The sequence below is a fragment of the Pantoea sp. SIMBA_079 genome (assembly GCF_046940275.1).
In the GTDB taxonomy this organism is placed as follows: domain Bacteria; phylum Pseudomonadota; class Gammaproteobacteria; order Enterobacterales; family Enterobacteriaceae; genus Pantoea; species Pantoea borealis.
Genome location: NZ_JAWRYR010000009.1, coordinates 13,652 through 38,851, shown reverse-complemented (window position 1 = coordinate 38,851; position 25,200 = coordinate 13,652). Strand labels below are relative to the sequence as shown.

Genomic DNA, 25,200 nt, shown 5'->3' with positions numbered 1-25,200 from the left:
TTAATCATGGCGCCCTGGCTCAGCCTCTGCCGGTCAGCGCAGCGTCTGCAGAAGCGCGGGCAACTGCGACAGCAGATAAAGCAGCAGGCCAATGGTGCCGCCGACCAGCGTGCCGTTGATGCGGATAAACTGCAGATCGCGCCCGATGTTCAGCTCAATCTGTTGCGACATATCACGTGCATCCCAGCTTTTCACCGTATCGCTGATGTGACGCGTCAGAAAAGCAGCAAACTCCGGTGCCACGCTGCGCGCCGCATCCTCCAGATGCTGATTCATCGAACTGCGTAACGCCTCATCGGCCAGCAGGGTCTCTCCCAGCCACAGCGCCGCCAGCCGTACCCGCTCCTGTACGCGGGAATCATCGCTGCTGAGATCGCGCTTCAGCCAGGCGCGCAGATCCTGCCACAGCTCACCGATATAGCGATTCAGCGACTCATCCTCTTTCAGCCACTGCTTAACTGACTCTGCGCGCACCGCCATCTCCGGATCGTTTTTCAGCTGGTCAATCAGCCGCTGCACCGCGCGGTTAAAGCCGAGACGCAGCTCGTGCCCCTGATCGCGTGCCACTTCATCGAGAATCGAATCCACCGCGTTAGCCACCAGCGTGGCGCTGTGCTCGCCCAGCCACTCGGTCGGCAATACTTTGGCTTTAACCGGATGTTCACGCTTCAGCCAGCGCACAATCTGCAGGGCGATAAACTCACGCGTGCCGGGTTTGTGCAGCAGCTGCAGCAGCTGTTCAATCGCCGCATCCAGCAGCGCCTGATGACGGTTATTTTTAGTCAGGCTGTCGAGGATCATCGCACTGGACTGCGTCAGATCGACCTTATCCAGCGCGCGATGCACGGCGCGGCGCATAAACTGCTGAATGCGTGCATCGTCAGTGAGATCGAGAAAGCCGCGCATGACCTGCAGCAGATGACGCCCTACGCGATCGGCGTTGCCCGGCGCGTTCAGCCACTGCGCCAGCAGCTGTGCCGGATTATTGCGGCGGATCAGCGCCAGCAGCGAATCGGTATCGAGAAACTTCTCCTGTACAAAGCGACCAAGGTTCTCGCCGATGCGATCTTTGTTACGCGGAATAATGGCCGTATGGCGCGCAATCAGCGGCAGCGGCACGCGGCGAAACAGCGCCACCACCGCAAACCAGTCGGCCAGTGCACCGACCATGGCCGCTTCCGCGATCGCTTTAACGCCCAGTACCCAGAAATTGGGTGGCAGAAACAGCGTAACGATAAAGGTTGCCGCTGCCGCCAGCAGCAGCGCCAGCGCCAGCTGTTTGCTGCGCTTCAGTTGTTGATATTTATCCATAACCCGATCTTAGCAGAGAGTCCTTAACGGCGGCGACCGCCGAGCAGGCTGCCCAGCACGCCACGCACGATCTGGCTGGTCACCTGGCGCGCTGCGCTGCGGGCTACGCTCTGCACCACGCCGTCGCGTTTACCGCCGCGCGGTCCGGTGGTACCAAACAGAATCTCTTTCAGGCCGCCGAGAATACCGCTCTCAACCTTCACGTCAGCGCCTTTAACGTCCGGTGCCGCCGACTGCTGCGGTGCAGTGGCGATGCCCTGCTGCAGCCGCTCAAAGGCTGACTCGCGATCGACTTCCTCATCATATTTGCCATAAAGCGGCGAGTGGTTGATCAGGGCGTTGCGCTCATCCTGCGTCAGCGGCCCCATGCGTGAGCCGGGAGCAATCACCATAGCGCGTTCCACGATGGATGGGCTGCCTTTCTCATCGAGGAAAGAGATCAGCGCCTCACCGGTACCGAGCGCCTGAAGCGCCGTTACGGCATCGAACGCCGGATTAGCGCGCAGGGTTTCAGCGGCACTTTTTACCGCTTTCTGGTCGCGCGGCGTAAAGGCGCGCAGGGCGTGCTGCACGCGATTACCGAGCTGGCCCAGTACTTTATCCGGAATATCTGACGGGTTCTGCGTCACGAACCAGACGCCAACGCCTTTGGAGCGGATCAGGCGGATCACCTGCTCAATCTTTTCCAGCAGCACCGGCGGCGCATCACTGAACAGCAGATGCGCCTCATCGAAGAAGAACACCATTTTCGGTTTATCCAGGTCGCCCGCTTCCGGCAGCTGCTCATACAGCTCCGCCAGCAGCCACAGCAGGCTGGTGGCGTAGAGTTTGGGCAGCTGATAGAGTTTTTCGGCTGCGAGAATATTGATATAGCCGCGTCCCTGCTCGTCGCAGCGCATCCAGTCGCGGATATCGAGCATCGGCTCACCGAAGAAATGCTCTGCTCCCTGCTGCTCCAGCGCCAGCAGGCCGCGCTGGATCGCACCCACGGATGCGCTGCTGATGTTGCCGTACTGCGTCTGAAAGGCTTTGGCGTTATCGCCGATATACTGCGTCATGGCGCGCAAATCTTTGAAATCGAGCAGCAGCAGTCCCTGATCGTCCGCAATGCGGAAAATAATCTGCAGCACGCCCGACTGCACCTCGTTCAGCCCCAGCAGACGGGCGAGCAGCAGGGGGCCCAGATCGGTAACGGTGGCACGTACCGGATGGCCCTGCTGGCCGAAGATATCCCACAGCATTACCGGGTTGCCGTGTGGCTGCCAGTCGCTGACGCCAATCTGCGCCAGCCGCGCCTGCAGTTTCTCAGAGGCGCTGCCGGGGGTGGCAATGCCGCTTAAATCACCTTTAACATCAGCCATAAACACCGGCACGCCGGCCTGTGAAAAGGATTCTGCCAGTTTCTGCAGCGTAACGGTCTTACCGGTGCCGGTGGCGCCGGCGATCAGCCCGTGACGGTTTGCCATCGCCGGGAGCAGCGACAGCCGGATATCGGGGGTTTGAGCAATCAGCAGGGGAGTGGTCATAATCTCTCGCTCTTCAGCAATGCGTTATGACACCAAGGATAGCAAGCGCAGCCTGCGGTAGCGCAACTGATCGCCTGAAAAAGCAGAGGCCACCGGAAGGTTACAGGCAAAGATGCGGGCGCTGGGATCGACGTCATCCTCCCGGCAAATAAAGACAGACGGTACCACATCAATAAGCCGGTTTATGCTGAGCATTGCCAGAATATAAAATTAATACCCGAAATTAATTATTGTGCCTGATTTTTATACGCCAGCTGGATAAATAAAACGCAGATAGAGAGAAATCTGGCTCAAAGTTAACAAAGCTGAATATTTACGCTCACAATAACTGCCTTTTAAGAGTGATTTATTTTCAACAGTTGCGCCGGGCGATTATTTCTTCAATGCAGCGCTTTCAGCGTTATATCAAGATAAAGCGCCAAAAACCCCTGCTTTTAGCGGGTTTAAACCACAATTTCAGTTAATAAGTGGCACTGCTACATACCGTGCACACCGTAAAAAAATAACCATTCTTCACTTAAAAAACATTTTTAATTTAATTTTTACATCCTGAAATATTTGTATCCATAAGATTGCCCGCTTGTTTGCCGATGTATAACGTCATTAACAAAAATATAAATTATCTTTCTTAGCTAGTGAGAATTGTCGCGCCATGCTGTTAGAAAAACCCACCACCAGACGTAAATTTTTACTCGGGGCGCTGCTGGCTTTGCCGGTCAGCGACCTGTTATTAAAAGGCGTTACCGCCGCGCAGGCGGCAGAAATGGCCGCGCCGGAACTCGCCGATTATAAACCGATCTTTTTCAGCGCCAGTGAATGGCAGTTTATCCTGGCAGCAACCGACCGTCTGATCCCGGCTGGCGGCAGCGGCAAGGCGCCCGGCGCGCTGGAAACCAACGTGCCGATTTTTATCGACCAGCAGCTGCACACGCCGGAGTTCGGTGCAGAAATCTATCTGCAGGGACCGTTTGATGTGCACGCCCCGGCGACCATGGGGTATCAGATCCCGTTTACGCCGCAGCAGATGTACCGCACCGCCATCAAGCTGGTGGATCAGTGGACGCAGACGACCTATCAGAAAGCCTTCCACGAGCTGAGCACGGAAGAGAAAGATGCCGTGCTGACTCGTATCAACAAGAATGATGGTCTCGATTTTGCGGCGCTGGGCGAGCCGGCGCTGAAAGCCTCACAGTTCTTCAGCCAGCTGCTGGCTGATACCAAACATGGTTATCTTGCCGACCCGATGTATGGCGGCAATAAAGGCATGAAAGCGTGGATCGCTATCGGCTTCCCGGGCGCCCGCGCCAGCTTTACCGAATGGGTGAAGCAGCACAACGTGCCGTATCCGCTCGGGCCGGTCAGCCTGCTGGGCCAGCGCGCCTGAATTTCCCTATTTGGTATGTGAGACAGAATTAACATGGCACAGATTACAAAAAAAGAAGTCGATGTCGTTGTATGCGGCCTCGGCTGGGCCGGCTCGCTGATGAGTATCGAGCTGGCGCTGGCCGGACTTGAGGTGCGCGCGCTGGAGCGCGGCGGCGAGCGCGACTATCCCGACTTCGCCTACCCGAAGCCGGCCGATGAATACGCCTATAACGTACGTAACAAAGTCTTCGCCACGCCGAAAGAGGTGGCGGTGACGGTGCGTTACAATATGGATCAGACTGCACTGCCTACCCGCAAATGGGGCGCCTTTGCGCCCGGCACCGGCGTGGGCGGCGCAGGCATGCACTGGACGGCAGTACTGATCCGTCCGACCCCGACCGATATCAAACTGAAAACCTATGTTGATCAGGCGTACAAGCCGGGCATTCTGCAGGATGATATGCGCGTTATGGACTTCCCGTTCAGCTGGGAAGAGATTGAGCCTTACTTCTATAAGTTTGAGCTGATCTGCGGGCAGTCCGGCACTACCGGTAACCTGCGTGGTCAGATCCTCGAAGGCGGCGATCCGTTTGAAGGGCCGCGCTCAGAGCCTTACCCGCTGCCGGCGCTGGACGACACGCTCAACAACGTCATGTTTAAAGAGGCGGCGAAGAAGCTCGGCTATCACCCGTTCCCGAACCCTTCAGCCTGCGTATCGCGCGCGTGGAAAAACCCTTACGGCAACCAGATTGCACCGTGCAACTACTGCGGCTACTGCTCAAAATATCCGTGCCTGAACTACTCCAAAGCATCACCGCAGACGGCGGTGATGGATGCGCTGAAGCGTCTGCCGAACTTCTCCTACGAAGTGAACGCTGAAGTGGTTAAAGTCGTGCTGCACGAGGATGGCAAAACCGCAAAAGGCGTGATCTACTACGACGTGGATGGCAACGAAGTATTCCAGCCAGCCAAAATTGTGGTGCTCTCCAGCTTCCAGCTCTACAACGTGCGTCTGATGCTGCTATCCGGTATCGGCAAGCCGTATAACCCGATCACCGAAGAGGGTGTGGTAGGGCGCAACTATGCGTTTCTCTCCAACGGCGGCGCCACGCTGTTCTTCAAAGATAAGAACTTTAACTCTTACGCCACCGCCGGCGCGACCGGCCAGATGTTCAATGACATCTCGCCAGGCAACTTTGACGGCCCGGGCCTCGGCTTCCTCGGCGGCGCCAAGATCCACAGCTCGCAGGCGACCGGTACGCCGATGGCCGCTGCGCTGCCGAAAGGTACGCCTGCCTGGGGCATGGGATACAAAGAGGGGCTGGAGCAGTGGTACAACCATTCGATGAAGATCAGCATCACCACCACCTGCCAGTCCTATCGCGATATCTATCTCGATCTCGATCCGCACTACACCGATCATCGCGGCAACCCGCTGCTGCGTATGACCTTTAACTGGAAAGAGAACGAGCTGAAGCTGCAGCAGCATCTGAAAGGCATCGTGGGCGACATTGCCAAAGAGCTGAACCCGGACAGCATGAGCATGAGCTTCCTGCCGATGGGTGCTGATTTTGACATCACTAAATATGTCTCGACCCACAACGTGGGCGGCGCGGTGATGGGCGATAACCCGAAAACCTCGGCGCTGAACAAATACCTGCAGAGCTGGGACGTGCATAACGTCTTTGTGCCGGGCGGCAACGCCTTCCCGCAAAACTTCCAGGCGAACCCGACCGATACCATCGGTGCGATCACCCTGATGGCGGCGCAGGCGATCAAAGAGCAGTATCTGAAGAACCCCGGCCCACTGGTACAGGCATAAGCAGATGAAAAAATTAGCATTACTGGCAGCGCTGGCGCTGAGCGGCGTGGCGCTGCAGGCGCAGGCGGAAGATGAAGCGGCCCTGATTAAGCAGGGTGAGTATCTGTCGCGGCTGGGTGACTGCATGGCGTGCCACAGCGTGGCAGGTAAAGCGGCGTACGCGGGCGGGCTGGCGATTGAGTCGAACCTGGGCACGATCTACTCCACCAACATCACGCCGGACAAAGCGCACGGCATCGGCAACTACAGCGAACAGCAGTTCTCTGACGCGGTACGTAAAGGCGTGTTGCCGGATGGCTCACGCCTCTATCCGGCCATGCCGTACCCGGACTACGCGAAGATCAGCGATGCCGATATGCACGCGCTCTGGGTCTACTTTATGAAGGGCGTAAAGCCGAGCAGCGAGCAGCCGCAGGAGACGAAGCTGAGCTTCCCGTTCAGCCAGCGCTGGGGTATGCGCTTCTGGAACTGGGCGTTTACCTCCGACAAGCCGTTTCAGCCGATTGGCGGCGCCTCTGCTGAAGTGAATCGCGGTGCCTATATCGTCGAGAGTCTTGGCCACTGCGGCAGCTGCCACACGCCGCGCGGTCTCGGCATGAATGAGAAATCGCTCGACAGCAGCGACAAAACTTTCCTCGCCGGCGGTAGCCTGAATAACTGGGATGTGCCGTCGCTGCGCGGCATGCCGCACTGGAGCGAGCAGGAGGTGATCGATTACCTGCAGACCGGGCGTAACGATAAAGCTGCGGTAGGCGGTGAGATGAAGTCGGTGATTGAGCACTCCAGCTCCCATATGACCGACGCCGATCTGAAAGCGATTGCCGCATACCTGAAGTTCCTCGGCGGTAACCCGCCGCTGCAGGCCTACAACGTGCAGGCGCAGCAGCAGACCGAAGCGAAACTGACGGCCGCGAAGAACCTGAGCGAAGGCGAGCGTCTCTATCTCGACAACTGCGGCGCCTGCCACTTCGTAACCGGTAAAGGTGCGCCGGGGATCTTCCCTGAGCTGGATCAGGCAACGATCGTGAACGCAGGCGATCCGACGGGGCTGATCCACACGATCCTCGTTGGCGCGCAGCAGCCTTCAACGGCTAAAGCGCCGTCAACGCTGGCGATGCCGGGCTTCGGCCAGCGCCTGAGCGACGAAGAGGTCGCACAGCTCGCCACCTTTGTTCGCCAGGGCTGGAGCAACCGCGCCGCGGCCGTGACCAAAGAGCAGGTCGCCGACGTCCGCAAAACCCTGCATTAACCGCTATACGGGAATGCCCGGATAATATCCTCAGCCAGGGGCGCATAAATGCGCCCCCTGCGGGGTTCGTACGACATTCAATAATATTCATCCCCCGTAGGGGCGCCATTAATGGCGCCCTGGCCGATTTCCGCACGTGATTTAATGACGCCATTAATGGCGCCCTGGCCGATTTCCGCACGTGATTTAATGACGCCATTAATGGCGCCCTGGCCGATATCCGCACGTGATTTAATGACGCCATTCATGGCGCCCTGGCCGATATCCGCACGACATTCAACGACGCCTGAATTCAGCCAGGGGCGCATAAATGCGCCCCCTGCGGGGTTCGTAAGACATTCGATAATATCCATCCCCCCGTAGGGGCGCCATTAATGGCGCCCTGGCCTATACCGCACGTGATTCAACGACGCCTGGATTTGACCAGGGGCGCATAAATGCGCCCCTGCGGGGTTCGTACGACATTCGATAATATCCATCCCCCCGTAGGGGCGCCATTAATGGCGCCCTGGCCGATACCAGCACGACATTCAACGACGCCTGAATTCAGCCAGGGGCGCATTAATGCGCCCCCTACGGGGTTCGCACGACATTCAATAATATCCATCCCCCGTAGGGGCGCCATTAATGGCGCCCTGGCCGATTTCCGCACGACATTCAACGACGCCTGAATTCAGCCAGGGGCGCATAAATGCGCCCCCTGCGGGGTTCGTACGACATTCAATAATATCCATCCCCCGTAGGGGCGCCATTAATGGCGCCCTGGCCGATATCCGCACGTGATTTAATGACGCCATTAATGGCGCCCCGGCCGATATCCGCACAAAACTCAATGAAACGTGCGCACCACTTCCAGCACGCCGTTAATCACAAACTGCACGCCCATACAGACCAGCAGAAAACCCATCAGGCGCGAAATCGCTTCAATGCCGCCTTTACCCACCAGCTTCATAATCGCGCCGGAGCTGCGCAGGGAAATCCATAAAATCAGCGCCACGACCAGGAAAGTCAGCACCGGGGCGACCATCACCACCCAGGCGGGAAAATCGACGCCGGCTTTCATCGTTGAAGCTGAGCTGATGATCATCGCAATGGTGCCCGGACCGGCGGTGCTGGGCATCGCCAGCGGCACAAAGGCGATATTCACCGTCTCGCGCGGATCGTCGCTGGCATCCTGCTCATCTTTTTTATGGCGCGCTTCTACCGAATGGCCGACCGGCTTTGCCGGAAACAGCATGCGAAAGCCGATAAAGGCGACGATCAGCCCGCCCGCCATGCGCAGGCCGGGAATCGAGATGCCAAAGGTGTGCAGCACCGCGTTACCGGCGTACCAGGCGACCATCATGATCAGAAACACATAGACCGACGCCTGCAGGGCCTGACGGTTACGCTCCTGAAAATTCATCTCGCCCGCCAGCCCTAAAAACATCGCCACGGTCGTCAGAGGGTTTGCCAGCGGCAGGATCACCACCAGCCCGAGGCCTATCGCTTTGAAGAGTTCCAGCATGATGCATCTCCGCAGGGCAGGGCCGCGTGCGCAGCCCTGCGACAGGACGTATTACTCAGTGCTTGGGCGTGTCGAGCGCTTCGATCATCTCGGGGAAAAAATCTTCCAGCAGCTCGGGCGTCATCAGTTCGGGGTAGCTGATAAGGTGTTCGCGGATGCGCTCATTAACGTCCGGCAGCAGGCGCTGCGCGGCATCTTCAGCGCTGATTTTTTTCTGTTTCATCAGGCGCAGCACGTTGTCCGGCAGGCCATCTTCATCCTCAACCTCATCCACGCCCTCCAGCGCATCGAGCTCGTCCAGCAGATCCATCAGCGCTTCGATCTGCGGCGTGCGCGACTCATACTCCGCCGGGCGTTCGCTCTCGAGATAGCGCAGCAGGGCGCGCACCGGCGATCCATCCGGCGTAGCAGGCGGCTCGCTGGCGAACCAGCTCAGCAGGTCATGCTGGCTCACCTGATGAACGTGATAGCCGTTATCGGTCAGCTCATCGGCGAGGATATCGGCGGTGTCGTGCTCAATCAGACAGATATGGGTGCGCTTTGGCGTGTACTGTTCCAGCCACTGATAGATCTCTTCAATGACGCTGTCGTCATACTGAAAAGTCTGGTTGAGGTAGCTGTCATCCTGCTCATGTACGCAGAGTCGAATCAGATCGGGATCGAAGTAAATCGCTATGTTGATGCCTTTCATGCGCGCTGTCCTGTTTGCTGCAAAATCTCACTATAGCGTCAGGACGCCCGGAAAAACATGGGGAGGCCAGCAGCGTACGCATCCGGCCATAAAAAATCTCATTCATCAGCACGATAAGGCCGGGACAGCGCCCCGGCACACGGCGCTGATTACATGCCGATATATTTTTTGCCCTGCTTCAGCACCACATCACACGCTTTGGTTTTAAGCTTCTCACCCATTGGCGAGTTGCTCAGGCTCTGCAGGTTAAGCTGCTGGCCGTTACCGGTATTGAGCAGGCCCGCGATTCCCTGCTGATAATCAGTTTTCTGCTCCTGCGCCGCCGGCGTGCTCAGGCCGAGTTTGCTCAGCACCTGCTCTTTCACTGACTTCACGTTGTTATCCACCACGTTATGCTGCACGCAGTACTCCATCACGCCCGCTGCGTTGGTCATATTGCTGGCGCTCACCGCTTTATCGCCGCCGTTCAGCAGGCCGGTCAGCGTGGAGAGCGACAGCCCGCCGCTCTGCGCGCCGTTGCTGCTGGTGGTGGTATTGCTGTTTTGCTGCTGTGAGAGCTGAGAAGCAGCGCTGCTCAGCTGATCCTGCCAGCTCGCCGCCGATGCGCTGCCCGCGACCAGTGCTGCTGCCATACCCCATGCCCAAACGCCGCGTTGCATTGATTTACTCATGTGTAACCTCATGGTTCCGTCTTTCAGACGCCGATAATGCAGGATATGAGGCACAGGATCTCAGAAAGTTCCGGAGAAGCGGGCAGGGCCATGCAGATTGAGAGTGTTCTGGTTTCAGAGGCGATGATGACGCTGTTTTTTTCAACGCTCAGCGCACGCGCTGCTCAATAGCGGTTGCACACCCCACGGGTAACGGTATAATCGCCAGCGTTTTCCGTATCCTTATCCATGCCGGAGTGGCGAAATCGGTAGACGCAGTTGATTCAAAATCAACCGTAGAAATACGTGCCGGTTCGAGTCCGGCCTTCGGCACCATCAGTACTTGCAGGAACCCTCCAAAGTTCAGTTATCCCTCTAAAATCAATGGTGGCAGCAATTTCCATCCGTTGAGCCATCCAACGTTGCCCGTTAAAATCCGGATACCATTGCAGCGTATACTTTTGAAATAATTGCCCGCGAATGGCATGCAAATAACCAGCGCTGAAGTGACGACTATTGTTCACGGATCCTGCGCTACCCTGAACGGTATATTTTCCCTGATATCAATTCGTCTGAGATTTGCTGGCTCAAAGCCCGTCACGCTCGCCTCCGGACTGACGTAAGCCAGAAGGCGAATGTTGAGCGAAAAATGATACTTATGGCAAATTCCAGGGGTTCTGGTGGAATAACAATTCCCGTAATCTATGCGAATGAGCGGTGACTGCGGACAGAGAGTCAGCTCCGATCTGTCAGGAAAAAATTATCATCCTCTGATTTAACTGACCCAATAAACCCGCACCTGGCCTGGCGAAACATGCTGAAAATTGTCGTTTGGATGCTCCTGACCCTGCTTTCCGGCAGCGGGTTAACTCTCTATTTCCTGCAGCAGCAATATGAAGAGAAGAGCGCTGAGTTTCGCATTTTATATCGCGATGTGACGGTAAAGCTGGCGCAGCATGACGCTATCATTCAGCTGTTGCCAGCCAGCCAGTACAGTCGTGAGGTGCAAACGCTGTTCCCGCAAATTGTTAAGTGGCGTGCCCGCCCGGACAACATAGCGCGTCCGACAATCGTCATTGAGCCGGACGGCCGCTACTGGCTGAATATCGACAGGCGCTCGTTATTGATCGACCTGAATGTCATTTTTGACAATCTGTCGGAGAAAACGCGCTTCCGGCAGCTTGTTGTGACGTGGCAGGGTCAGCCTGTGATTACGCGCGGAACACGCAGTCACGCACAGCACTGGCAGTGGCAAAAAACCATCGTCAGCCCTTCACAATCGTTTTTGCTCAGCGCCGGTGACAACCCTGCCTGGGGAGCGCTGCCGTGGTGGCTTATCCTCTCGCCCGGACTGTTTTGGGGCGCAACGCTGTATCTGATCGATCAGTACCGCATCAACCGCCGCCGTCGTGATATTGCTGATTTACGCGCGCATTATGCGGAACTGACCCGCCTGAATACGCTGGGTGAGCTGGCGGCGGGTATTGTGCATGAACTTAACCAGCCGCTCACCGCGACGCTGAGTTACACCCAAACGGCGCTGCGCTGGCTGCAGCAGGGGAAAGCGGAGCCGGTGCCGCCGCTGCTGGAAGCGGCCGTGGTTCAGATCAAGCGGACCGATGCGCTGTTACAGCAGTTTCGGCAAAAGCTGACCAGCGAGCAGGCTGACTGGCAGCCGATTGTGCTTGAGTCGCTCTGGCGGCAGGTGATCACGCTTTTAGAGAATGAAATCCGGCATGATAAAGTCACCGTTACCAGCTATATTCCGGCGGATCTGCCGGCGCTGGTTGCCCCGCCGCTCTGGATAGAACAGATCCTGCATAACATCGTTCATAACGCGCTGCAGGCCCAGCGGCACAATAAAGCCGGTACAGCCTGGATCAGACTGGAAGCCGCCGCGTTAAATGGCGGTATCCGGCTCAGCATTAGCGACGGCGGGCCTGGCCTCTCTGTGCCAGCGTTGCAACAGGTGTTCATGCCGTTTTTCACCACGCGGCCCAATGGGATTGGGTTAGGTATGGCGTTAACGGATACTCTGATTCAGCGCCTTAACGGTACAATTGACGTCGCGAACATTGCCGGACAGGGCGCTTGCTTCACTCTGTGGTTACCCGCGACTCACCAGGAAAAAAGATGACGCAGGCAATTTATCTTATCGACGATGAACCGGCCATCTGCGCCTCTCTCAGCGCGCTGTTAAGTACGGTCGGCTGGCAGACGAAAACATTTGATAGCGCGCAAACTTTTCAGCGGGAAGCAGGAGAGCTCTCCTTACTCAACGGCTGCATGCTGCTGGATATTCGTATGCCGGGTAAAACCGGGCTTACGCTGCTGGACGAATGGCAACAGCAGGGGCTGGTAATTCCGGTGATCATCATGACCGGGCATGGCAACATCGACCTGTGCCGCCGGGCATTCAAAAACGGGGCATTTGAGTTTCTGACCAAGCCGATAGATGCAGACTTGCTGTTTGAAGTGGTGGGCGGGGCGCTGGAGCAGCAGGCGCAACAGCAGAAGCAGCGGCAGAAGCTGCAGTTGATGCAGGAACGCCTCAGTACGCTGACCGCGCGCGAAAGCGAAATTTTTGCGCAGATTATGCAGGGGCAGTCGGGTAAAGAGATTGCCCGACGGTATGCGCTGTCGCCACGTACCGTTGAAGCGCATCGCGCCAGCATTTTCGATAAGCTTGATGTGCACTCACTCTCCAGGCTGATAAGCGCGTATGGTGAACTGGCGCGGTGGAAAAAAACTGCAGGTGACTAAGTAATTTTACCTGGCAGGCCTGGTAGTTACGCCAATAGTTTACCGCCGGTACTCCTTTTATCCTGTGGATCGTCAACATGGGATAAGCAAGGAGCTCCTTATCATGAAACGCCTGTTCTTCACCGCAGTTGTACTGAGCAGCCTGGCCTCGTTCGCCAGCTCAGCTACCGATACGCTGACCGTTAAAACACTCTCTCTGACCCTGGCCGATAAACTGGCGCAAAGCGCGATACAGGCCTGTCATGCCAGCCAATACGCTATCGCCGTCACCGTCGTCGATCGCGCCGGCGTGCCGCTGGTTAGCAAACGCATGGATAATGCCGGTCCTCATACGCTGGAGGCCAGCCGGATGAAAGCCTACACCGCCCTCAGTACGCGTAATGCCACAGAGCAGGTCATGAAAACCGCGCAGGCCAATGCCGGTGCCGCGCATTTAGCCAGTATTCCCGGATTTTTACTGCTGGCCGGCGGCGTACCGGTGATATCCGGTAAGGACGTGGTGGGTGCGATCGGCGTAGGCGGCGCGCCGGGTGGTCATCTGGACCAGCAGTGCGCGCTCGACGCACTGAAAAATAATCAGAACGCTCTCAGCGCCGGATGATTTTCCCCACCTGAATCAATTAAGAGAGACGTATGAAAATCACTTCTGTTTTATTCCTTATGCCGCTGGCTTTTACCGCGGGTTATGCTCTGGCCGATGCTCATCTTCCGGCAGGGTATTACGGTTCTGCAAAATACCTGCAAAGCACACAGCGGGCCAGCGAACTGAATACCAGCAGTCGCCCCGGAGTCGGGCAATTTGTCAGCGGCAACGAGAAAGAGCATCTGGACGGCGCAGCCCTGGCTGCCGGATATCAGTTTGGCAATGGCTGGCGTACCGAGGCGGAGTACCGTTTCCGGCAAAAAACGGAGTACACCAGTGGCTCCACTCTTTTCCCTTCCAGTTTTAATCATTTGCAGACAGAAACCGAAAGTCTGATGCTTAATGTCTACCGCGATTATGCTCTGGGTTACGGATTTTCGCTGTATGGCACGGCAGGCCTCGGCATCAGCAAAATCAGGGCGGGTGGCTGGCAGGGCGTGACGACGCGCGAATATGCGTCAGCGACACAGAACAACCTGACCTATACGCTGGGTGCAGGGATTAGCTATACGGTGCTTGAACCACTCACCCTCGATCTGGGGTACCGCTATGTGGATCTGGGAAAAATTGAAAGTGGTTACAATAACTTCACCAATGTCCGCGGCTTGAAAGATGAACAAATGAAAGCACGCCTGGTATCAAACGAGTTTACGCTGGGCGCGCGCTATCTTTTCTGAGGCACGTTAGCTTTCAGGCAGGACATTATTGAGCGTGTGGCAGTGTGGCTGTTAACTCAGCCTGCCACACACATTGATTAACCGCGTTCAAAAGATTGCCTTGCTGCTATTGATGCCAGCGTCAGCGGTTACCGGAAGTTAAAAGCGTATTGCCGTTGAAATACCGGAGACAGAGGCATCCCGGAAAGGACCGTTACGGTAGCCCCCATTCAGTGACAATCCTGATCTTAATCAAAATAAGCCCCTTTTTTCTCTTTGCAGCGCTGTGCCTTTAAGAACCTCTTAAGAACTCGCCGTATAATGAGCGCATTACCCGACTTTCAGGATGAAACCATGAAAAAAACAGCGATTGCACTTATTACGCTGGCAGCAGCGTTCTCTGCCACCGCCGCACAGGCTGCCGGTGGCTGTCAGCAGAAACAGCAGGCGATCCAGCAGGAGCTGGAGATGGCGCGCGAATATGGCAATAAAGCGCGCATTAACGGGCTGGAGAAAGCGCTGCGCGAAAATCAGCAGCACTGCACTGATGCGGCTCTGCGGCAGGAGCGTCAGGAGAAAGTAACGGAGAAGCAGCAGAAAGTGTCTGAGCGCGAAGCGGATCTGCAGAAAGCGCAGGCCAGCGGCCGCCGCGATAAGATTGAAAAACAGCAGCGCAAACTCACTGAGGTGCGTGAAGAGCTGGCTGACGCGCAGGCGGAACTGAGCCGATAAGCGCTAAGCGGCAGAGGCGACATCTGTGCGTCTCTGCCGCTGCAAAAATTCACTTCTCCTGCCTGCAAAAAATCCTCACACTGACCGCTTTATTCTGATGGAAAACATGCCATGAAGATACGGTTGCTGCTGGCGCTTCCTCTGCTTAACGCCCTGATGGTACCGGCGATAGCTGAAGAAGGCGTCTCGTTTGCTCACAAAGAGTGGGAGCTGGCGTGCGATAACACGCTGACCTGTCGTGCGGCGGGCTATAGCGCGGAAGAGGGCGCGGGGGGATCGGTGTTACTGACGCGGGCGGGCGGGCCGGATACGGTGACGCATGGCCGGGTGGTGCTGGCGGATACCGGTGATGATGACTCAAAGCAGGTCGACGCGCTGACGCTCTGGATCGACGATCGCCCGCTGGGTGAACTGGCAAAAGCCGATAATGATGAGTGGACGCTGACCGATGCGCAGACCCGGTCGATTATTACTGCCATTAAAGGCAGCGGCAGCGTGGAGTTCCGTGGCGGTGCCGAGCCGTTTGATCTCTCTGCAAACGGTGCCTTTGCCGTGCTGCTGAAAATGGATGAGGCGCAGGGGCGCATCGGCACGCCGGGTGCGCTGGTGCGTAAAGACAGCAAGCCGGAAAGCAGCGTGCCGCCTGCGGTACCGCTGCCGGTGATTATCCAGGCCAGAACCGTTGAGGCAAAGCCGCGTCCGCTGACGCCGCAGGAGCTGGCGCGGATCAAGCCGGCGCTTATCGCTACGCTGACGGATGATGACAGCTGCGATAATCTTGCACCGGCAGACGATCAGCCGGAAGAGGGCGCAGAGCCGCCGACGCTGACCACCGTGGATACGGACCATGTGCTGATCGCCGCCCTCTGCTGGCGCGGTGCCTATAACGAAGGGTATGGCTACTGGCTGATGGATCGCGCGCTGCAGGGTTCACCGCAGCTGATCACCGACTCCGGCTCCGATTATCACGCTGGGGTAATTAGCGAAGCGCAGAAAGGCCGCGGCATTGGCGACTGCTGGAGCACCGCCGCATGGGTCTGGGATGGCCGCAATTTTGTACAGAGCAGCGACGCCACCACCGGCATGTGCCGCGCTATCCGCGCCGGCGGCGCCTGGCAGCTGCCGGTGCTGGTCAGCGATGTCAGACCCGCCCCCTGATTGCAGACCGTATGGGACCAGGGCGCCATAAATGGCGCCCCTGTGGCGGCGTTTGTAGGGGCCGTATTTATGCGACCCGGGGTAATTGGGCGCGATATCCCCAGGGGTCGCATTAATGCGGCCCGGGGTCAGGTGCCGGATGTGGCCAGGGCGCCATGAATGGCGCCCCTACGGATACCAATGTAGGGGCCGCATTTATGCGGCCCGGGTTGGATTAGGCGCGATGGGACCAGGGCGCCATAAATGGCGCCCCTGTGGCGGCGTTTGTAGGGGCCGCATTTATGCGGCCCGGGTTGGATTAGGCGCGATATCATGCGACCCCAACGCAGGTTATTTATTCAGGCAACACTGCTTATATTTTTTGCCGCTGCCGCACGGGCAGGGATCGTTGCGGCCGGTTTTATCACCGGCAAAGAACGGCAGCTGTGGCTCGGGATCGGGCTGCGCCATGCGCTCGGCCTGCCAGTATTCGTGCAGTTCCAGCGCCGCCGGGCGGATCGCCTCCATGCTCGCTTCAAACGCGTCCGGATCGAGCGCCTCGCGCGCTTCGCGCTGCTCTTCGCTGCCGTGCAGGGCAATTGCCTGCAGCTGCGGCTGCAGCGCGTCGGGCAGCTGTGACCAGTCGGCGTCCAGCGCGACGCCGCGCATATAGCCGTAACACCAGTCTTCGACCACGGTAAACTCCTGGCCCTCCATCTCCTGCAGGCCAAACAGCGGGTCAAACTGCTCCGGAAATTCGGCCAGACGCTCAGCAATATCGTTCAGGTGCTGAAAGGTCAGGGTCATAAAGCGATCCATCTCGCGCTCATTAGCCCATTTAGGAATATGCTTCTGGCCGCCCCACATCGCCACCAGCCACTCGCTGGGTTCAATATCATTCGGGCCGGAGAGCAGGGCGGTCAGCATCCCATCCAGCTCGGCCGTATCCACCACGGAGTGGGCATTGCCATACTTCTCCAGCATGTCATCCAGCCAGTTCAGCTCTTTTTCCGTTAACGGCCCCTGATTCATCGGTTCTCTCCTGCACGTAATATTCTGTACGGGCCAGGCCCGCATCTCATGGCGCGATTATAGCGGCATTATCACGATTATTTGCAATTTTAGCGCGCCTGAATCGGGCCAGGCTGAGGTATGCTGTGGCATGACGCGACGAGCGCCGCACGGCAGCGGGAACCATTGGCCCGGTGCGCTTGTCAGTAAATGGACATCAGACTATTCATCAGAGTGGGAATCACCAATGCGCAGGACACACCTAACCTTTTTATCAGCCAGCCTGTTTCTGGGGGCGCTCAGCCTGACGCCAGCCGCACTGGCAGCGGATGAGCAGACCGATAGTGTACCAATGCCGCCTCAGGTGCAGCAGCCGGATGCGCAGGCTCCTGACGCCGCGTCAGCACCCGCCGCCGATGCGCCCGCCGCTCAGGCACCTGCTGCATCAGGCGACGACGCGCCGGTTCGCCCGTCTAACAACGGTACCGGCGAACAGCCTTCCGCCGCCAACAACTACAATCTGCATACCATCATTATCGACTACAAAGAGCACAAGGTCGGCGATGTAGTGCCGGAAGAGTATCGCAAAAAAGAGTACACCATCACTGACTGGCAGGCGCGTCATCTGCCCGCTCCGCAGGCCGGTGCACACTGGGCTTACATCAACGCCAACTATATTCAGATCACCGATGACAGCGGCAAAATCGTGATGGGCAAATCGGGCGACATCTTCTTTAAGGGATAACGCCAGCAGGCGGGCCACCGGGTCCGCCTGTTTTATTTCAGAGGCAGGAAAGATGGCCCCGACCGTTAATGCATTTGGCCAGCCGACGGGTGTTGCATTACCTGACTGGCAGCCGCGCCCGCGTCCGCAGCGCATTACGCTTCAGGGGCGTTACTGTCGCCTTGAGCCGCTGGATGCGCCACGCCACGCGTCCGATCTCAGCGCCGCGCATGCGCAGGCCGCAGACGATCGCAGCTGGACCTGGCTGCCCGTGGAGCGTCCGGCATCGCAGCATGAGTGGCTGACGTTCGCCGCCGCCTGCCAGCATACTCCCGATTATCTGCATTTTGCCGTGATTGACCTGCAGCGCGGGCAGGCGGTGGGGACGCTCGCCCTGATGCGTATCGAGCCGCAGCACGGCGTAATGGAAGTAGGGTATGTGGTGTTTTCACCGCTGCTTCAGCGTACCCGCATGGCAACCGAGGCGCACTTTCTGCTGATGGCATATGCGTTTGACCAGCTCGGCTATCGCCGCTACGAATGGAAATGCGACAGCTGCAATCAGCCGTCGCGCCAGGCGGCGCTGCGGCTCGGTTTTCAGCCCGAGGGCGTGTTCCGTCAGGCGATGGTGTATAAAGGCCGCAGCCGCGATACCTGCTGGTTCTCTGTTATCGATAGCGACTGGCCGGTGTTAAAGCACGCCTTTGAGCGCTGGCTGGCGCCGGATAATTTCAGCGCCGATGGCGCGCAGCGGGAGCGGCTGGAGACGCTGCGCCAGCGCGACTGAGGCCGCGCTCAGGGCCGCGGCACAATGCGGATCTCCGCCATGCCAATGCCGAGCTTACGTGGCGCCTGACCCACAATATTATCCTGATTCGACAGCTGCGGCGCCGGTGGCACAATCACCAGATTATGGCTGCCGTCGCGATTGCTGAAGTGCAGCGTGGTGGTTGAGAAAGTATCGCCCAGCCGCAGAACGTGCTCCTCGCTGCCTACGCGTACCGGAATTGACTGCTGCGCATTGGCACCAAACGCGCGCGCGGTGATCACCAGATCAAACCGCGGCGGCAGCGGGTCGGCATACTCAATATTCACCTCCGGAGCCAGGTTGGCGTTTGACCAGCGTCCCCAGCTCTCCGGACGTGAGATGCCGCTAAAGCGCCGGATGCTGTGCGGGGCGCCTGGCACGTTCAGCACAAAGCTGTCGGCATCGTAGCGAATGTCATTATCTTCAATGCGGATCTGCTGCTGGTTGAGCCGCCAGGTTTCCGGGCTGACGCGCAGCGGCGGGAAGTGCGTTTTGCCGTGCCAGAGCGGCTGATCGATACGCACCACGCTGGGCTGGCCGCCCATCTGGCCCATCGCCAGGCAGAGATCGGTAGAGAGCGCCAGCTCCGGCTTCCAGAGTCGCGCCATTTTAAAGCAGCGGTCAGCCCAGACAAATTTGTCGTTCGCGGCAAAATCCGCCAGCTGATAGCGCAGCGGCGCGGCATACTCCCCCTCCGGCAGCGGTTCTACCTGCTTATTGCCCAGCCGGAACAGGATCGGCAGGCGGAACGTGGCGCCGGAGAAGGTAAAGGTATTCTTCTGCTGGTCGATGGTGAAATCTTTCATGCTGGCCGGAAAATTCCACAGCTGCACAATATCGGCTTTCCAGCTGCTGACCTTCTTCGCCATGTCGTCAAACTGCGTGGAGAGCGACGGCGTGGAGAGTGAGCTGCGGCCAAGACCCAGCGCTTTGTCGCCGCCGAGGATCTCCAGCACCGTGGCACCGTTATCGAGCGTGCTGCGGGGGGCATCGCGCACCGCCGCCTGCGGCTGGTCGCCGCGGATCACCATAAAGAGATCGTGGCGCGGCAGCTTCATCAGATAGGGATGGGCGGTATTGTTCATCGCCAGATGATCGGAGCTGACGACGATGACGGTGTTTTTAAACCACGGCGAGGCTTTGATACGCTCAATCAGGCGCGCCACGTGCTCCTGCGAACAGGTGACGGCGCTGAATGACTGGTTCAGTTTGCCGTCATACTGATAGCTCTTGCGCCGGCAGCTGCGTGAGATAAAGCCATCAGGGTGATGGGTATCCACCGTCAGGGTGAACAGGGCAAAGCGTTTATTCTGCTGTGACAGTTCAGTATATTTTTCAAACACCTCGTCCAGCACGGTATCGTCGTAAAAGCCCCAGTTGTTACGGTAGTCGGGATCGGCCACGCGGCTTTTCAGCTCCTGCGCGCCATAGAGATTCGCGGCAGCAAAGCCGTGCGAGAGCAGAAAGGTGTCTTTGCCGGCAAAGCGCAGATCGGCGCCCTGAATAAACCAGTTCTCGTAGCCGCTGTTTTTAAGAATATCGCCGAGGCAGAGGCTCTGCGGATAGAAGCTGGAGAGCGCGGCTGAGGCGTTACCGTCAAAAGGGGCAAACAGCGGGATGCCGCACTGCGAGGCGACCATGCCGGCAATAGTGTAGTCGGTGCCGGGAAGCTGGGCCGTATGGCTGAAATCCAGACTCTGCGCCTGCTCGCGGCTCAGCTCTGGCGCCAGATCGGGAAAAGCCTGCTGATTTAAATAGGTGCGCTCCAGACTCTCGCCGTAGATATAGACCAGGTTAAGCGCGGGCTGTTCGATACGGTTCTGCGGCGTAATATACCAGGTAGCGAAATCGGAGTCGCCCGCGTGTGCGTGGGAGGCAATCAGATCTTTAACCTGGCGAAACGCCGGCGTGGTCTGTACCGATCCGGCGGCACAGGCGATCGCCAGCAGGCTCCAGCCGAGATGATGCGGGCGTTTATGGCGGCGCAAAATCCATGAGAGAAAGCAGAACAGCAGAAACAGCACGATAATCAGCCCGATAGCGGGCACCACATATTTACTGACGCCGGCGCCCGTCAGGCTGTTGGTCAGCGTGTAGATCACCGCATCGTTAATGCCGTCACCGGTAAAATAGTTGCTGGCGAACAGCGTGGCATTCAGCACAATAAACAGCGTGAGCAGCAGCAGCATCAGGATAAACCAGAAAGTATTGCGTCCGGCTTTACAGCTGTAAACGATAATGGCGGTCAGAAACAGCACAATTGAAAGCAATGCCAACGGCAAATCCTCACGATAGATGAATAGCACAGCGCGAGTGGCTGCGCGCCCTCTCAGGGGGTTTGCGTCAATCTATATTGGCTGTCACCGGGCTGCAACCTGTCCGGCGGGATTTGTGCGGTACATTCGGAATCGTGCCGCCAGGCGGGATGATAAGCGCGGCGGCATATCTGGCAGACGGTGGTTTATAACGCGCCGGTAAGATACTGCGCCTCACCCTGTGCAAAGCTCCAGTCGCCTTTGCTGTTGGTAATAAAGCTTATCATCAGATCGTGCCCCTGCACGCCGCAGTTTTCGCGCAGCTCGCGCGCCAGTTCTGCCATAAAACTGGCTTTTTGCGCCTCACTGCGCGGGCTGGTGTAGACCCGCACCATCACCAGATTATCCGTGCGCGAAAAGCCCAGCCCGGTATCCTGAAAAACCATCTGATACGCTTTGTTTTCGTGAACAATCTGATAGCGGTCCCGCTCAGGAACACCGAAGGCGGTAAGCACGGCGCGATGGGCAGCATCCAGTAAAGTACGAACTTCACTCTCAGAGCGGCCCTGAATCAGATCAAAAGTGAGTAATGGCATCGGTAAACCCTCGCAGTAGTGGCAAAAAAGCAGAGACAGATGTGGCTATGCTGCCCGCTGTACGCGCAAAGAAAAAGCGTCTGCGATAAACTGATTGTTCACTATTTTGAACAATGGCGGGCAAAGGGATGAAAACGGAGGCGCTCTGGACACATCTTTACTGGCTGACGGTACTGGCGGAGCAGGGCAGTTTTACCCGCGCCGCTGAGCGGCTGGATGTGAGTAAAGCGGCAGTGAGTCAGAAAATTAAAGAGCTGGAGACGCTGACCGGGGTAGCGCTGGTTCAGCGCACCACGCGCAGCGTGCGGCTCACCTCAGCCGGCGAACAGCTGGCTGGCGAGCTGCGTGAGCCCTTTACCCGGATAGCTGAAAGCGTTTATCGCGTGCGCGATGAGGCGGGGCCGGTACGCGGGCAGGTACGCATCAGCGCGCCGGTGGCGTTTGCCCGGCAGCAGCTGGTGCCGATTATCGGCGACTTTCTGCGGGAATATCCGCAGGTTCGTCTGCAGCTGGATGTGACTGACCGCCTGGTGTCACTCGGCGGCGAAGGATTTGATCTTGCTATCCGCCACAGCCAGTCGCTGCCGGAAACGCACGTCGCGCTGCCTCTGTGCGCCACGCGCGCGCTGCTGGTGGCTTCGCCCGCTTATCTGGCACAGCACGGCGTGCCGCAGACGCCGGACGCGCTGCTTCAGCATAACTGCCTGTGGTATCCGCGCGGTCCTGATGCGCCGCAGTGGCGCTTTCAGTCGCATCAGGGAGGTGAAACGCTGACGGTGAAAATTCAGGGAAATTTTGCCACGAACAACAGCGAGTCGATTCGGGATGCCGCGCTGCAGGGTGCAGGCATTGCCATGCTGCCCGACTTCAGCGCCCGCGCAGCGCTGGAAAGCGGCGCGCTGCAGCCGGTGCTGTCATCGTGGCAGGCAATCGACGCCTTTGCCGACCGCCTCTGGGTGGTGCGTCCTTACGCGGCACAGGTGCCGCGTGCAGTGACGACCTTTATCCACTGGCTACGCGCTCGCTTTATTGACGGGTGAGGGCAGCGCCACGCTCAGCGGGGCGACAGGCTGCATCATGGCGCCCAGCAGGCTGCTGCGGTTGTAGTTACCCAGGCGCAGGTTAAAGTCGAGATGCAGCTGCGCGTGGCCGTCCAGTTTAATAACCGGCGGTGGCGTATGCGGACGCTGATGAAACAGAATGGCATGCGTAAAGGCGTCGCTTTTCCAGTTATTGAGGCGCTGATAGTAAAAGGCGCTGGCTTCACATTTACGCAAAAAGAGATTAACGCGGCGGTATTCACGCATGGCCGCCTGCTGCGCCAGCGCACCCGGCTGCTGTGCCGGTTCAGCGATTCTCTGCGTCAGCAGCGAAAAGTCATCACGCTTGCGCATTTCGTTAAAGAAGCTCTGCTCACCCTGATGTTTAATCGGCGCATACTGCTTCTGCCATTCGCGAATAAAAGGATTATTTGGCGCAGCAGCGAGGAACCAGTTCTCAATAACAGGTGCGAGATAATTCAGCGTTGAGCGTTCGCAATAATAGCCGATCACATCCATCGGACGTTCCTGATGGGCGCTGTGTACCCAGCTCAGATCTTCAAACAGCAGCGCAGCGCAGTCGATAGCGATGCCGCCGTAGCGTAATAACAGCTCAAGCCTGATCACTTCGCTTTTCTGCTGTGCCGTTAATTGCGCTGAAGTAAATATAAAATCGGGCAGGACTTCTTTTACAGAATATTTATTTAACAGGTGAACGCTGTGGTCAGGATTATCGCGGCGTATTTTAGCAATATTCGCCTGCAGCGATTTTGGTAAATATTCTGTATCCCAGTACAGCCATACTTTTTTCGGGATATCTGGCAACGTCTTCTCACCAGAAAGTAACACGATATTGTCCTCTTCGCTGGGATCATACTCCGGCGCGCAGAGCGCATTATGCTGTTTTTTCTGCAGTAATGACTGACCGGTAAACGCTATTCTTTTCCAGTTGTGCCAGAGCGCGCGCGCCGGCTGAAGACGTTTTTTTGACATGATGCACCTGATTATTGTGATTATGGGCAAGGAGTCCCTGATGCTGGCGCCTTAGACGCTCTTATGTTTCCTTACGGGGGCTGTGTGTAAAAGTATTACATTGAGCTTAATAAAACATTCTTCGCGTTTGCGCTAATACTTTTTTTCTCTTTCAGATAAAGCGGAAAATGAAGCAGCCGTTATCAATAAAAATTTAACAAAATAACAGCGTGATGAATTTCACAGTTTAATTTTTCCCGCCAGGATTAATCCTAAGATTATTCCCCGCGGGCTGCGTAAGGTGCGGCAATCTGAAAATTGCAGCAAGAAATGAACGATTATCCTTGCTGGATTTTAGCCTGGCATCAGAGCGAAATTTACCTTCGTCATGCAGCTTAGCTACGCTTTAGTCAGGCATTCTGTTTAAGGAGTGATTATGCAGTCATCTGCCCGCGGCCTGATAGCCGTTGATAAACAGGGTAACCGGGTGCTGTTTCTGCATCCGGAACGCTTTACCGTTGAGCAGGAGCTGAATGCGTTTCCGCCGCGCCCGCATGAGCTGCTGATGCTGCCCGCGCTGGAGAAAGCCTATGTCCCGCTCTATGGCAGCGGCATGCACGGCGCTAACCCACATCCCGGGCATAAAGTTGCTGTTATCGATCTGCGTCAGCGCCGGATCAGCGGCTTTATCGACCTTACGCCACTGCAGTCGCCACACAGCGGGCAGCTGGGTCGCGACGGCAAGGTTTATCTCTGCTGTGAAAACAGCGCGGCGGTCGCGGTCATCGATCCGCACACCGATCGCGTGGAGAAAACCATACCGCTGCCTTCGCATCACGCGCACCGGCTGACGCTCTCACCCAGCGGACGCAAACTGTTCACGGAAAATGAAGAGGATGCCAGCATCACGGTAATCGATTTATGTGAGGCAGAAGGACGCGTCATTGATAACATTCTGCTGCCTGGTCCGATAGCCGGTATTGCTGCCTCGCCCAGACATCCTTATCTGGTTGCCAGCGCCGCCGACGCACCGCTGCTTTACGTGATCGATCGGCAGAGCCACCGGGTCCGGCAGCGCATTACGCTGGCCGGGCACCAGCAGCCCTGCCATGTTGTGCGGTTCAGTGCCAGTGGCGAACGGCTGGTTGCGATCGGGCGTGATGAATCACTGGTTACGCTGTTTGACGATCTGCTTACTCCCTCCGGCACCGTTCGTGTGGGGTGCCGGCCCGGCGATGGCTGTTTCAGTGAAGATAACCGCACGCTGCTTATTGCCAATGAGGGTGAGGGGTCGTTAAGCGTTATCGATCTGGCGCAGCGAAAGGTCATCGCCACGCCGCAGGCGGGCACAGGCTGTGAGGCGTTAAGTTATTTTACGCTGCGCTGAGGCAGCCGCTGTCATTTTAGTGTCATCTGCAGGTGGCATAAAGGCGGCGCGATAGCAGGCAGTGTGCTGCTATTGATAAATTACGGATATCAATTGCTGCGTTTTAATACGGCTTTTGCTTAATTAAAACGCATGCAATTGCCTGAATTATGGTGTTTTTTTGGTATCAGTCAGGGAGGATAGTCAAAATAATCTAACTAATTTTTCTTTTTGCCGCTTGATTTATCTACGCGCGTAGATAGACTGTCTCCCCAGTGATAACTCACGGTGCCAGACGCGGCTACAGACCCGAAATGACCAGGTTACATTTGCTGTGCTAATACGATCGGTGAATTAAACATCGGCGAAACGCAGC

The 25,200-nt window shown here is 57.3% G+C and carries 23 protein-coding genes and 1 tRNA gene; 14 read left to right on the top strand and 10 right to left on the bottom strand.

Annotated features, from left to right (window positions below; genetic code table 11):
* Nucleotides 1-33: 33 nt before the first annotated feature.
* Nucleotides 34-1,311 (bottom strand): DUF445 domain-containing protein, encoded by a 1,278-nt coding sequence (locus tag SB719_RS12895; RefSeq protein WP_304233326.1) that lies wholly within the window; start codon nt 1,309-1,311, stop codon nt 34-36.
* 23 nt (nt 1,312-1,334) lie between these two features.
* Nucleotides 1,335-2,837, bottom strand: coding sequence for a helicase HerA-like C-terminal domain-containing protein (locus SB719_RS12890; RefSeq protein ID WP_304233328.1), 1,503 nt, complete (start codon nt 2,835-2,837; stop codon nt 1,335-1,337).
* Nucleotides 2,838-3,489: 652 nt separating this feature from the next.
* On the opposite strand from SB719_RS12890, the gene SB719_RS12885 reads away from it, so the two are divergent.
* Genes SB719_RS12885 through SB719_RS12875 form a run of 3 tightly spaced genes read left to right on the top strand, consistent with a single transcriptional unit; the run spans nt 3,490 to nt 7,273 of the window.
* Nucleotides 3,490-4,221: a gluconate 2-dehydrogenase subunit 3 family protein gene (locus tag SB719_RS12885; protein WP_065650247.1), complete on the top strand. Its 732-nt coding sequence runs from the start codon at nt 3,490-3,492 to the stop codon at nt 4,219-4,221.
* A 33-nt stretch (nt 4,222-4,254) separates the two neighbouring features.
* Nucleotides 4,255-6,024 carry a GMC family oxidoreductase gene (locus tag SB719_RS12880; RefSeq protein WP_292975285.1) on the top strand — a complete coding sequence of 590 codons (1,770 nt, stop codon included), beginning with the start codon at nt 4,255-4,257 and terminating at the stop codon, nt 6,022-6,024.
* A gap of 4 nt (nt 6,025-6,028) precedes the next feature.
* Complete coding sequence (locus SB719_RS12875; protein WP_065650245.1) at nt 6,029-7,273, top strand: c-type cytochrome; 1,245 nt, start codon at nt 6,029-6,031, stop codon at nt 7,271-7,273.
* Nucleotides 7,274-7,350: 77 nt separating this feature from the next.
* Here SB719_RS12875 and SB719_RS12870 read toward each other — a convergent pair whose 3' ends face one another.
* The 4 genes from SB719_RS12870 to SB719_RS12855 form a co-directional block, all read right to left on the bottom strand.
* Nucleotides 7,351-7,581, bottom strand: a complete 231-nt coding sequence (locus SB719_RS12870; RefSeq protein ID WP_412159285.1) for a hypothetical protein — start codon at nt 7,579-7,581, stop codon at nt 7,351-7,353.
* Nucleotides 7,582-8,102: 521 nt separating this feature from the next.
* Nucleotides 8,103-8,780: a MarC family NAAT transporter gene (locus SB719_RS12865; protein ID WP_412159284.1), complete on the bottom strand. Its 678-nt coding sequence runs from the start codon at nt 8,778-8,780 to the stop codon at nt 8,103-8,105.
* A gap of 55 nt (nt 8,781-8,835) precedes the next feature.
* Complete coding sequence (locus SB719_RS12860) at nt 8,836-9,471, bottom strand: hypothetical protein (RefSeq protein WP_065650242.1); 636 nt, start codon at nt 9,469-9,471, stop codon at nt 8,836-8,838.
* Nucleotides 9,472-9,620: 149 nt separating this feature from the next.
* Nucleotides 9,621-10,142, bottom strand: coding sequence for a DUF2501 domain-containing protein (locus SB719_RS12855; RefSeq protein WP_412159283.1), 522 nt, complete (start codon nt 10,140-10,142; stop codon nt 9,621-9,623).
* A gap of 230 nt (nt 10,143-10,372) precedes the next feature.
* Here SB719_RS12855 and SB719_RS12850 point away from each other — a divergent pair.
* From SB719_RS12850 to SB719_RS12820, 7 genes are all read left to right on the top strand, one after another.
* Nucleotides 10,373-10,457 (top strand) — tRNA-Leu (locus SB719_RS12850).
* A 478-nt stretch (nt 10,458-10,935) separates the two neighbouring features.
* Nucleotides 10,936-12,258 carry a sensor histidine kinase gene (locus SB719_RS12845; RefSeq protein WP_304233339.1) on the top strand — a complete coding sequence of 441 codons (1,323 nt, stop codon included), beginning with the start codon at nt 10,936-10,938 and terminating at the stop codon, nt 12,256-12,258.
* Nucleotides 12,255-12,884 carry a response regulator gene (locus tag SB719_RS12840; RefSeq protein WP_293005016.1) on the top strand — a complete coding sequence of 210 codons (630 nt, stop codon included), beginning with the start codon at nt 12,255-12,257 and terminating at the stop codon, nt 12,882-12,884. The genes SB719_RS12845 and SB719_RS12840 overlap by 4 nt, the downstream gene beginning before the upstream one ends.
* Nucleotides 12,885-12,987: 103 nt before the next feature.
* The gene (locus SB719_RS12835; RefSeq protein WP_065650214.1) at nt 12,988-13,485 is read left to right on the top strand and encodes a GlcG/HbpS family heme-binding protein; all 498 of its coding nucleotides are present in this window, start codon (nt 12,988-12,990) and stop codon (nt 13,483-13,485) included.
* A 32-nt stretch (nt 13,486-13,517) separates the two neighbouring features.
* Nucleotides 13,518-14,204, top strand: a complete 687-nt coding sequence (locus tag SB719_RS12830; protein ID WP_412159282.1) for an outer membrane protein — start codon at nt 13,518-13,520, stop codon at nt 14,202-14,204.
* Nucleotides 14,205-14,537: 333 nt separating this feature from the next.
* Nucleotides 14,538-14,915, top strand: coding sequence for a DUF1090 domain-containing protein (locus tag SB719_RS12825; protein ID WP_412159281.1), 378 nt, complete (start codon nt 14,538-14,540; stop codon nt 14,913-14,915).
* A gap of 111 nt (nt 14,916-15,026) precedes the next feature.
* The gene (locus tag SB719_RS12820) at nt 15,027-16,073 is read left to right on the top strand and encodes a DUF1176 domain-containing protein (RefSeq protein WP_412159280.1); all 1,047 of its coding nucleotides are present in this window, start codon (nt 15,027-15,029) and stop codon (nt 16,071-16,073) included.
* Between the two features lie 330 nt (nt 16,074-16,403).
* Here SB719_RS12820 and SB719_RS12815 read toward each other — a convergent pair whose 3' ends face one another.
* On the bottom strand, nt 16,404-17,084 hold the full coding sequence (locus SB719_RS12815) for a YecA family protein (protein ID WP_065650210.1): 681 nt from the start codon (nt 17,082-17,084) through the stop codon (nt 16,404-16,406).
* A 226-nt stretch (nt 17,085-17,310) separates the two neighbouring features.
* Here SB719_RS12815 and SB719_RS12810 point away from each other — a divergent pair, with 226 nt between their 5' ends.
* Together SB719_RS12810 and SB719_RS12805 are read left to right on the top strand one after the other, a co-directional pair.
* A complete protein-coding gene (locus SB719_RS12810) occupies nt 17,311-17,808 on the top strand; it encodes an RcnB family protein (protein ID WP_412159279.1) in 498 nt (165 codons plus the stop codon).
* Nucleotides 17,809-17,860: 52 nt separating this feature from the next.
* The gene (locus SB719_RS12805; RefSeq protein WP_292975331.1) at nt 17,861-18,574 is read left to right on the top strand and encodes a GNAT family N-acetyltransferase; all 714 of its coding nucleotides are present in this window, start codon (nt 17,861-17,863) and stop codon (nt 18,572-18,574) included.
* A gap of 8 nt (nt 18,575-18,582) precedes the next feature.
* On the opposite strand, the gene opgB is transcribed toward SB719_RS12805, so the two are convergent.
* Both opgB and SB719_RS12795 read right to left on the bottom strand, forming a co-directional pair.
* Entirely contained in the window at nt 18,583-20,877 is a 2,295-nt protein-coding gene (gene opgB, locus SB719_RS12800; protein WP_412159278.1) for a phosphatidylglycerol--membrane-oligosaccharide glycerophosphotransferase, read from the bottom strand.
* Between the two features lie 179 nt (nt 20,878-21,056).
* Nucleotides 21,057-21,446: a tautomerase family protein gene (locus SB719_RS12795; RefSeq protein WP_065650207.1), complete on the bottom strand. Its 390-nt coding sequence runs from the start codon at nt 21,444-21,446 to the stop codon at nt 21,057-21,059.
* A gap of 128 nt (nt 21,447-21,574) precedes the next feature.
* On the opposite strand from SB719_RS12795, the gene SB719_RS12790 reads away from it, so the two are divergent.
* On the top strand, nt 21,575-22,486 hold the full coding sequence (locus SB719_RS12790; RefSeq protein ID WP_292975337.1) for a LysR family transcriptional regulator: 912 nt from the start codon (nt 21,575-21,577) through the stop codon (nt 22,484-22,486).
* On the opposite strand, the gene SB719_RS12785 is transcribed toward SB719_RS12790, so the two are convergent.
* Complete coding sequence (locus tag SB719_RS12785) at nt 22,460-23,479, bottom strand: glycosyltransferase family 32 protein (protein ID WP_065650205.1); 1,020 nt, start codon at nt 23,477-23,479, stop codon at nt 22,460-22,462. The genes SB719_RS12790 and SB719_RS12785 overlap by 27 nt on opposite strands.
* A 415-nt stretch (nt 23,480-23,894) precedes the next feature.
* Here SB719_RS12785 and SB719_RS12780 point away from each other — a divergent pair, with 415 nt between their 5' ends.
* Nucleotides 23,895-24,845 carry a WD40 repeat domain-containing protein gene (locus SB719_RS12780; protein ID WP_313066687.1) on the top strand — a complete coding sequence of 317 codons (951 nt, stop codon included), beginning with the start codon at nt 23,895-23,897 and terminating at the stop codon, nt 24,843-24,845.
* Nucleotides 24,846-25,200 lie beyond the last annotated feature (355 nt).

Excerpts from the sequence above, each read along its gene's own strand:
- SB719_RS12855 (WP_412159283.1), bottom strand. The coding sequence starts at position 10,142 with ATGAGTAAATCAATGCAACGCGGCGTTTGGGCATGGGGTATGGCAGCA.
- SB719_RS12870 (WP_412159285.1), bottom strand. The coding sequence starts at position 7,581 with ATGCGCCCCTGGCTGAATTCAGGCGTCGTTGAATGTCGTGCGGATATC.
- SB719_RS12860 (WP_065650242.1), bottom strand. The coding sequence starts at position 9,471 with ATGAAAGGCATCAACATAGCGATTTACTTCGATCCCGATCTGATTCGA.
- SB719_RS12880 (WP_292975285.1), top strand. The coding sequence starts at position 4,255 with ATGGCACAGATTACAAAAAAAGAAGTCGATGTCGTTGTATGCGGCCTC.
- SB719_RS12810 (WP_412159279.1), top strand. The coding sequence starts at position 17,311 with ATGCGCAGGACACACCTAACCTTTTTATCAGCCAGCCTGTTTCTGGGG.
- SB719_RS12815 (WP_065650210.1), bottom strand. The coding sequence starts at position 17,084 with ATGAATCAGGGGCCGTTAACGGAAAAAGAGCTGAACTGGCTGGATGAC.
- SB719_RS12890 (WP_304233328.1), bottom strand. The coding sequence starts at position 2,837 with ATGACCACTCCCCTGCTGATTGCTCAAACCCCCGATATCCGGCTGTCG.
- SB719_RS12885 (WP_065650247.1), top strand. The coding sequence starts at position 3,490 with ATGCTGTTAGAAAAACCCACCACCAGACGTAAATTTTTACTCGGGGCG.
- SB719_RS12785 (WP_065650205.1), bottom strand. The coding sequence starts at position 23,479 with ATGTCAAAAAAACGTCTTCAGCCGGCGCGCGCGCTCTGGCACAACTGG.
- SB719_RS12780 (WP_313066687.1), top strand. The coding sequence starts at position 23,895 with ATGCAGTCATCTGCCCGCGGCCTGATAGCCGTTGATAAACAGGGTAAC.
- SB719_RS12830 (WP_412159282.1), top strand. The coding sequence starts at position 13,518 with ATGAAAATCACTTCTGTTTTATTCCTTATGCCGCTGGCTTTTACCGCG.
- SB719_RS12825 (WP_412159281.1), top strand. The coding sequence starts at position 14,538 with ATGAAAAAAACAGCGATTGCACTTATTACGCTGGCAGCAGCGTTCTCT.
- SB719_RS12820 (WP_412159280.1), top strand. The coding sequence starts at position 15,027 with ATGAAGATACGGTTGCTGCTGGCGCTTCCTCTGCTTAACGCCCTGATG.
- SB719_RS12835 (WP_065650214.1), top strand. The coding sequence starts at position 12,988 with ATGAAACGCCTGTTCTTCACCGCAGTTGTACTGAGCAGCCTGGCCTCG.
- SB719_RS12875 (WP_065650245.1), top strand. The coding sequence starts at position 6,029 with ATGAAAAAATTAGCATTACTGGCAGCGCTGGCGCTGAGCGGCGTGGCG.
- SB719_RS12840 (WP_293005016.1), top strand. The coding sequence starts at position 12,255 with ATGACGCAGGCAATTTATCTTATCGACGATGAACCGGCCATCTGCGCC.
- SB719_RS12895 (WP_304233326.1), bottom strand. The coding sequence starts at position 1,311 with ATGGATAAATATCAACAACTGAAGCGCAGCAAACAGCTGGCGCTGGCG.
- SB719_RS12805 (WP_292975331.1), top strand. The coding sequence starts at position 17,861 with ATGGCCCCGACCGTTAATGCATTTGGCCAGCCGACGGGTGTTGCATTA.
- SB719_RS12845 (WP_304233339.1), top strand. The coding sequence starts at position 10,936 with ATGCTGAAAATTGTCGTTTGGATGCTCCTGACCCTGCTTTCCGGCAGC.
- SB719_RS12795 (WP_065650207.1), bottom strand. The coding sequence starts at position 21,446 with ATGCCATTACTCACTTTTGATCTGATTCAGGGCCGCTCTGAGAGTGAA.
- SB719_RS12790 (WP_292975337.1), top strand. The coding sequence starts at position 21,575 with ATGAAAACGGAGGCGCTCTGGACACATCTTTACTGGCTGACGGTACTG.
- SB719_RS12865 (WP_412159284.1), bottom strand. The coding sequence starts at position 8,780 with ATGCTGGAACTCTTCAAAGCGATAGGCCTCGGGCTGGTGGTGATCCTG.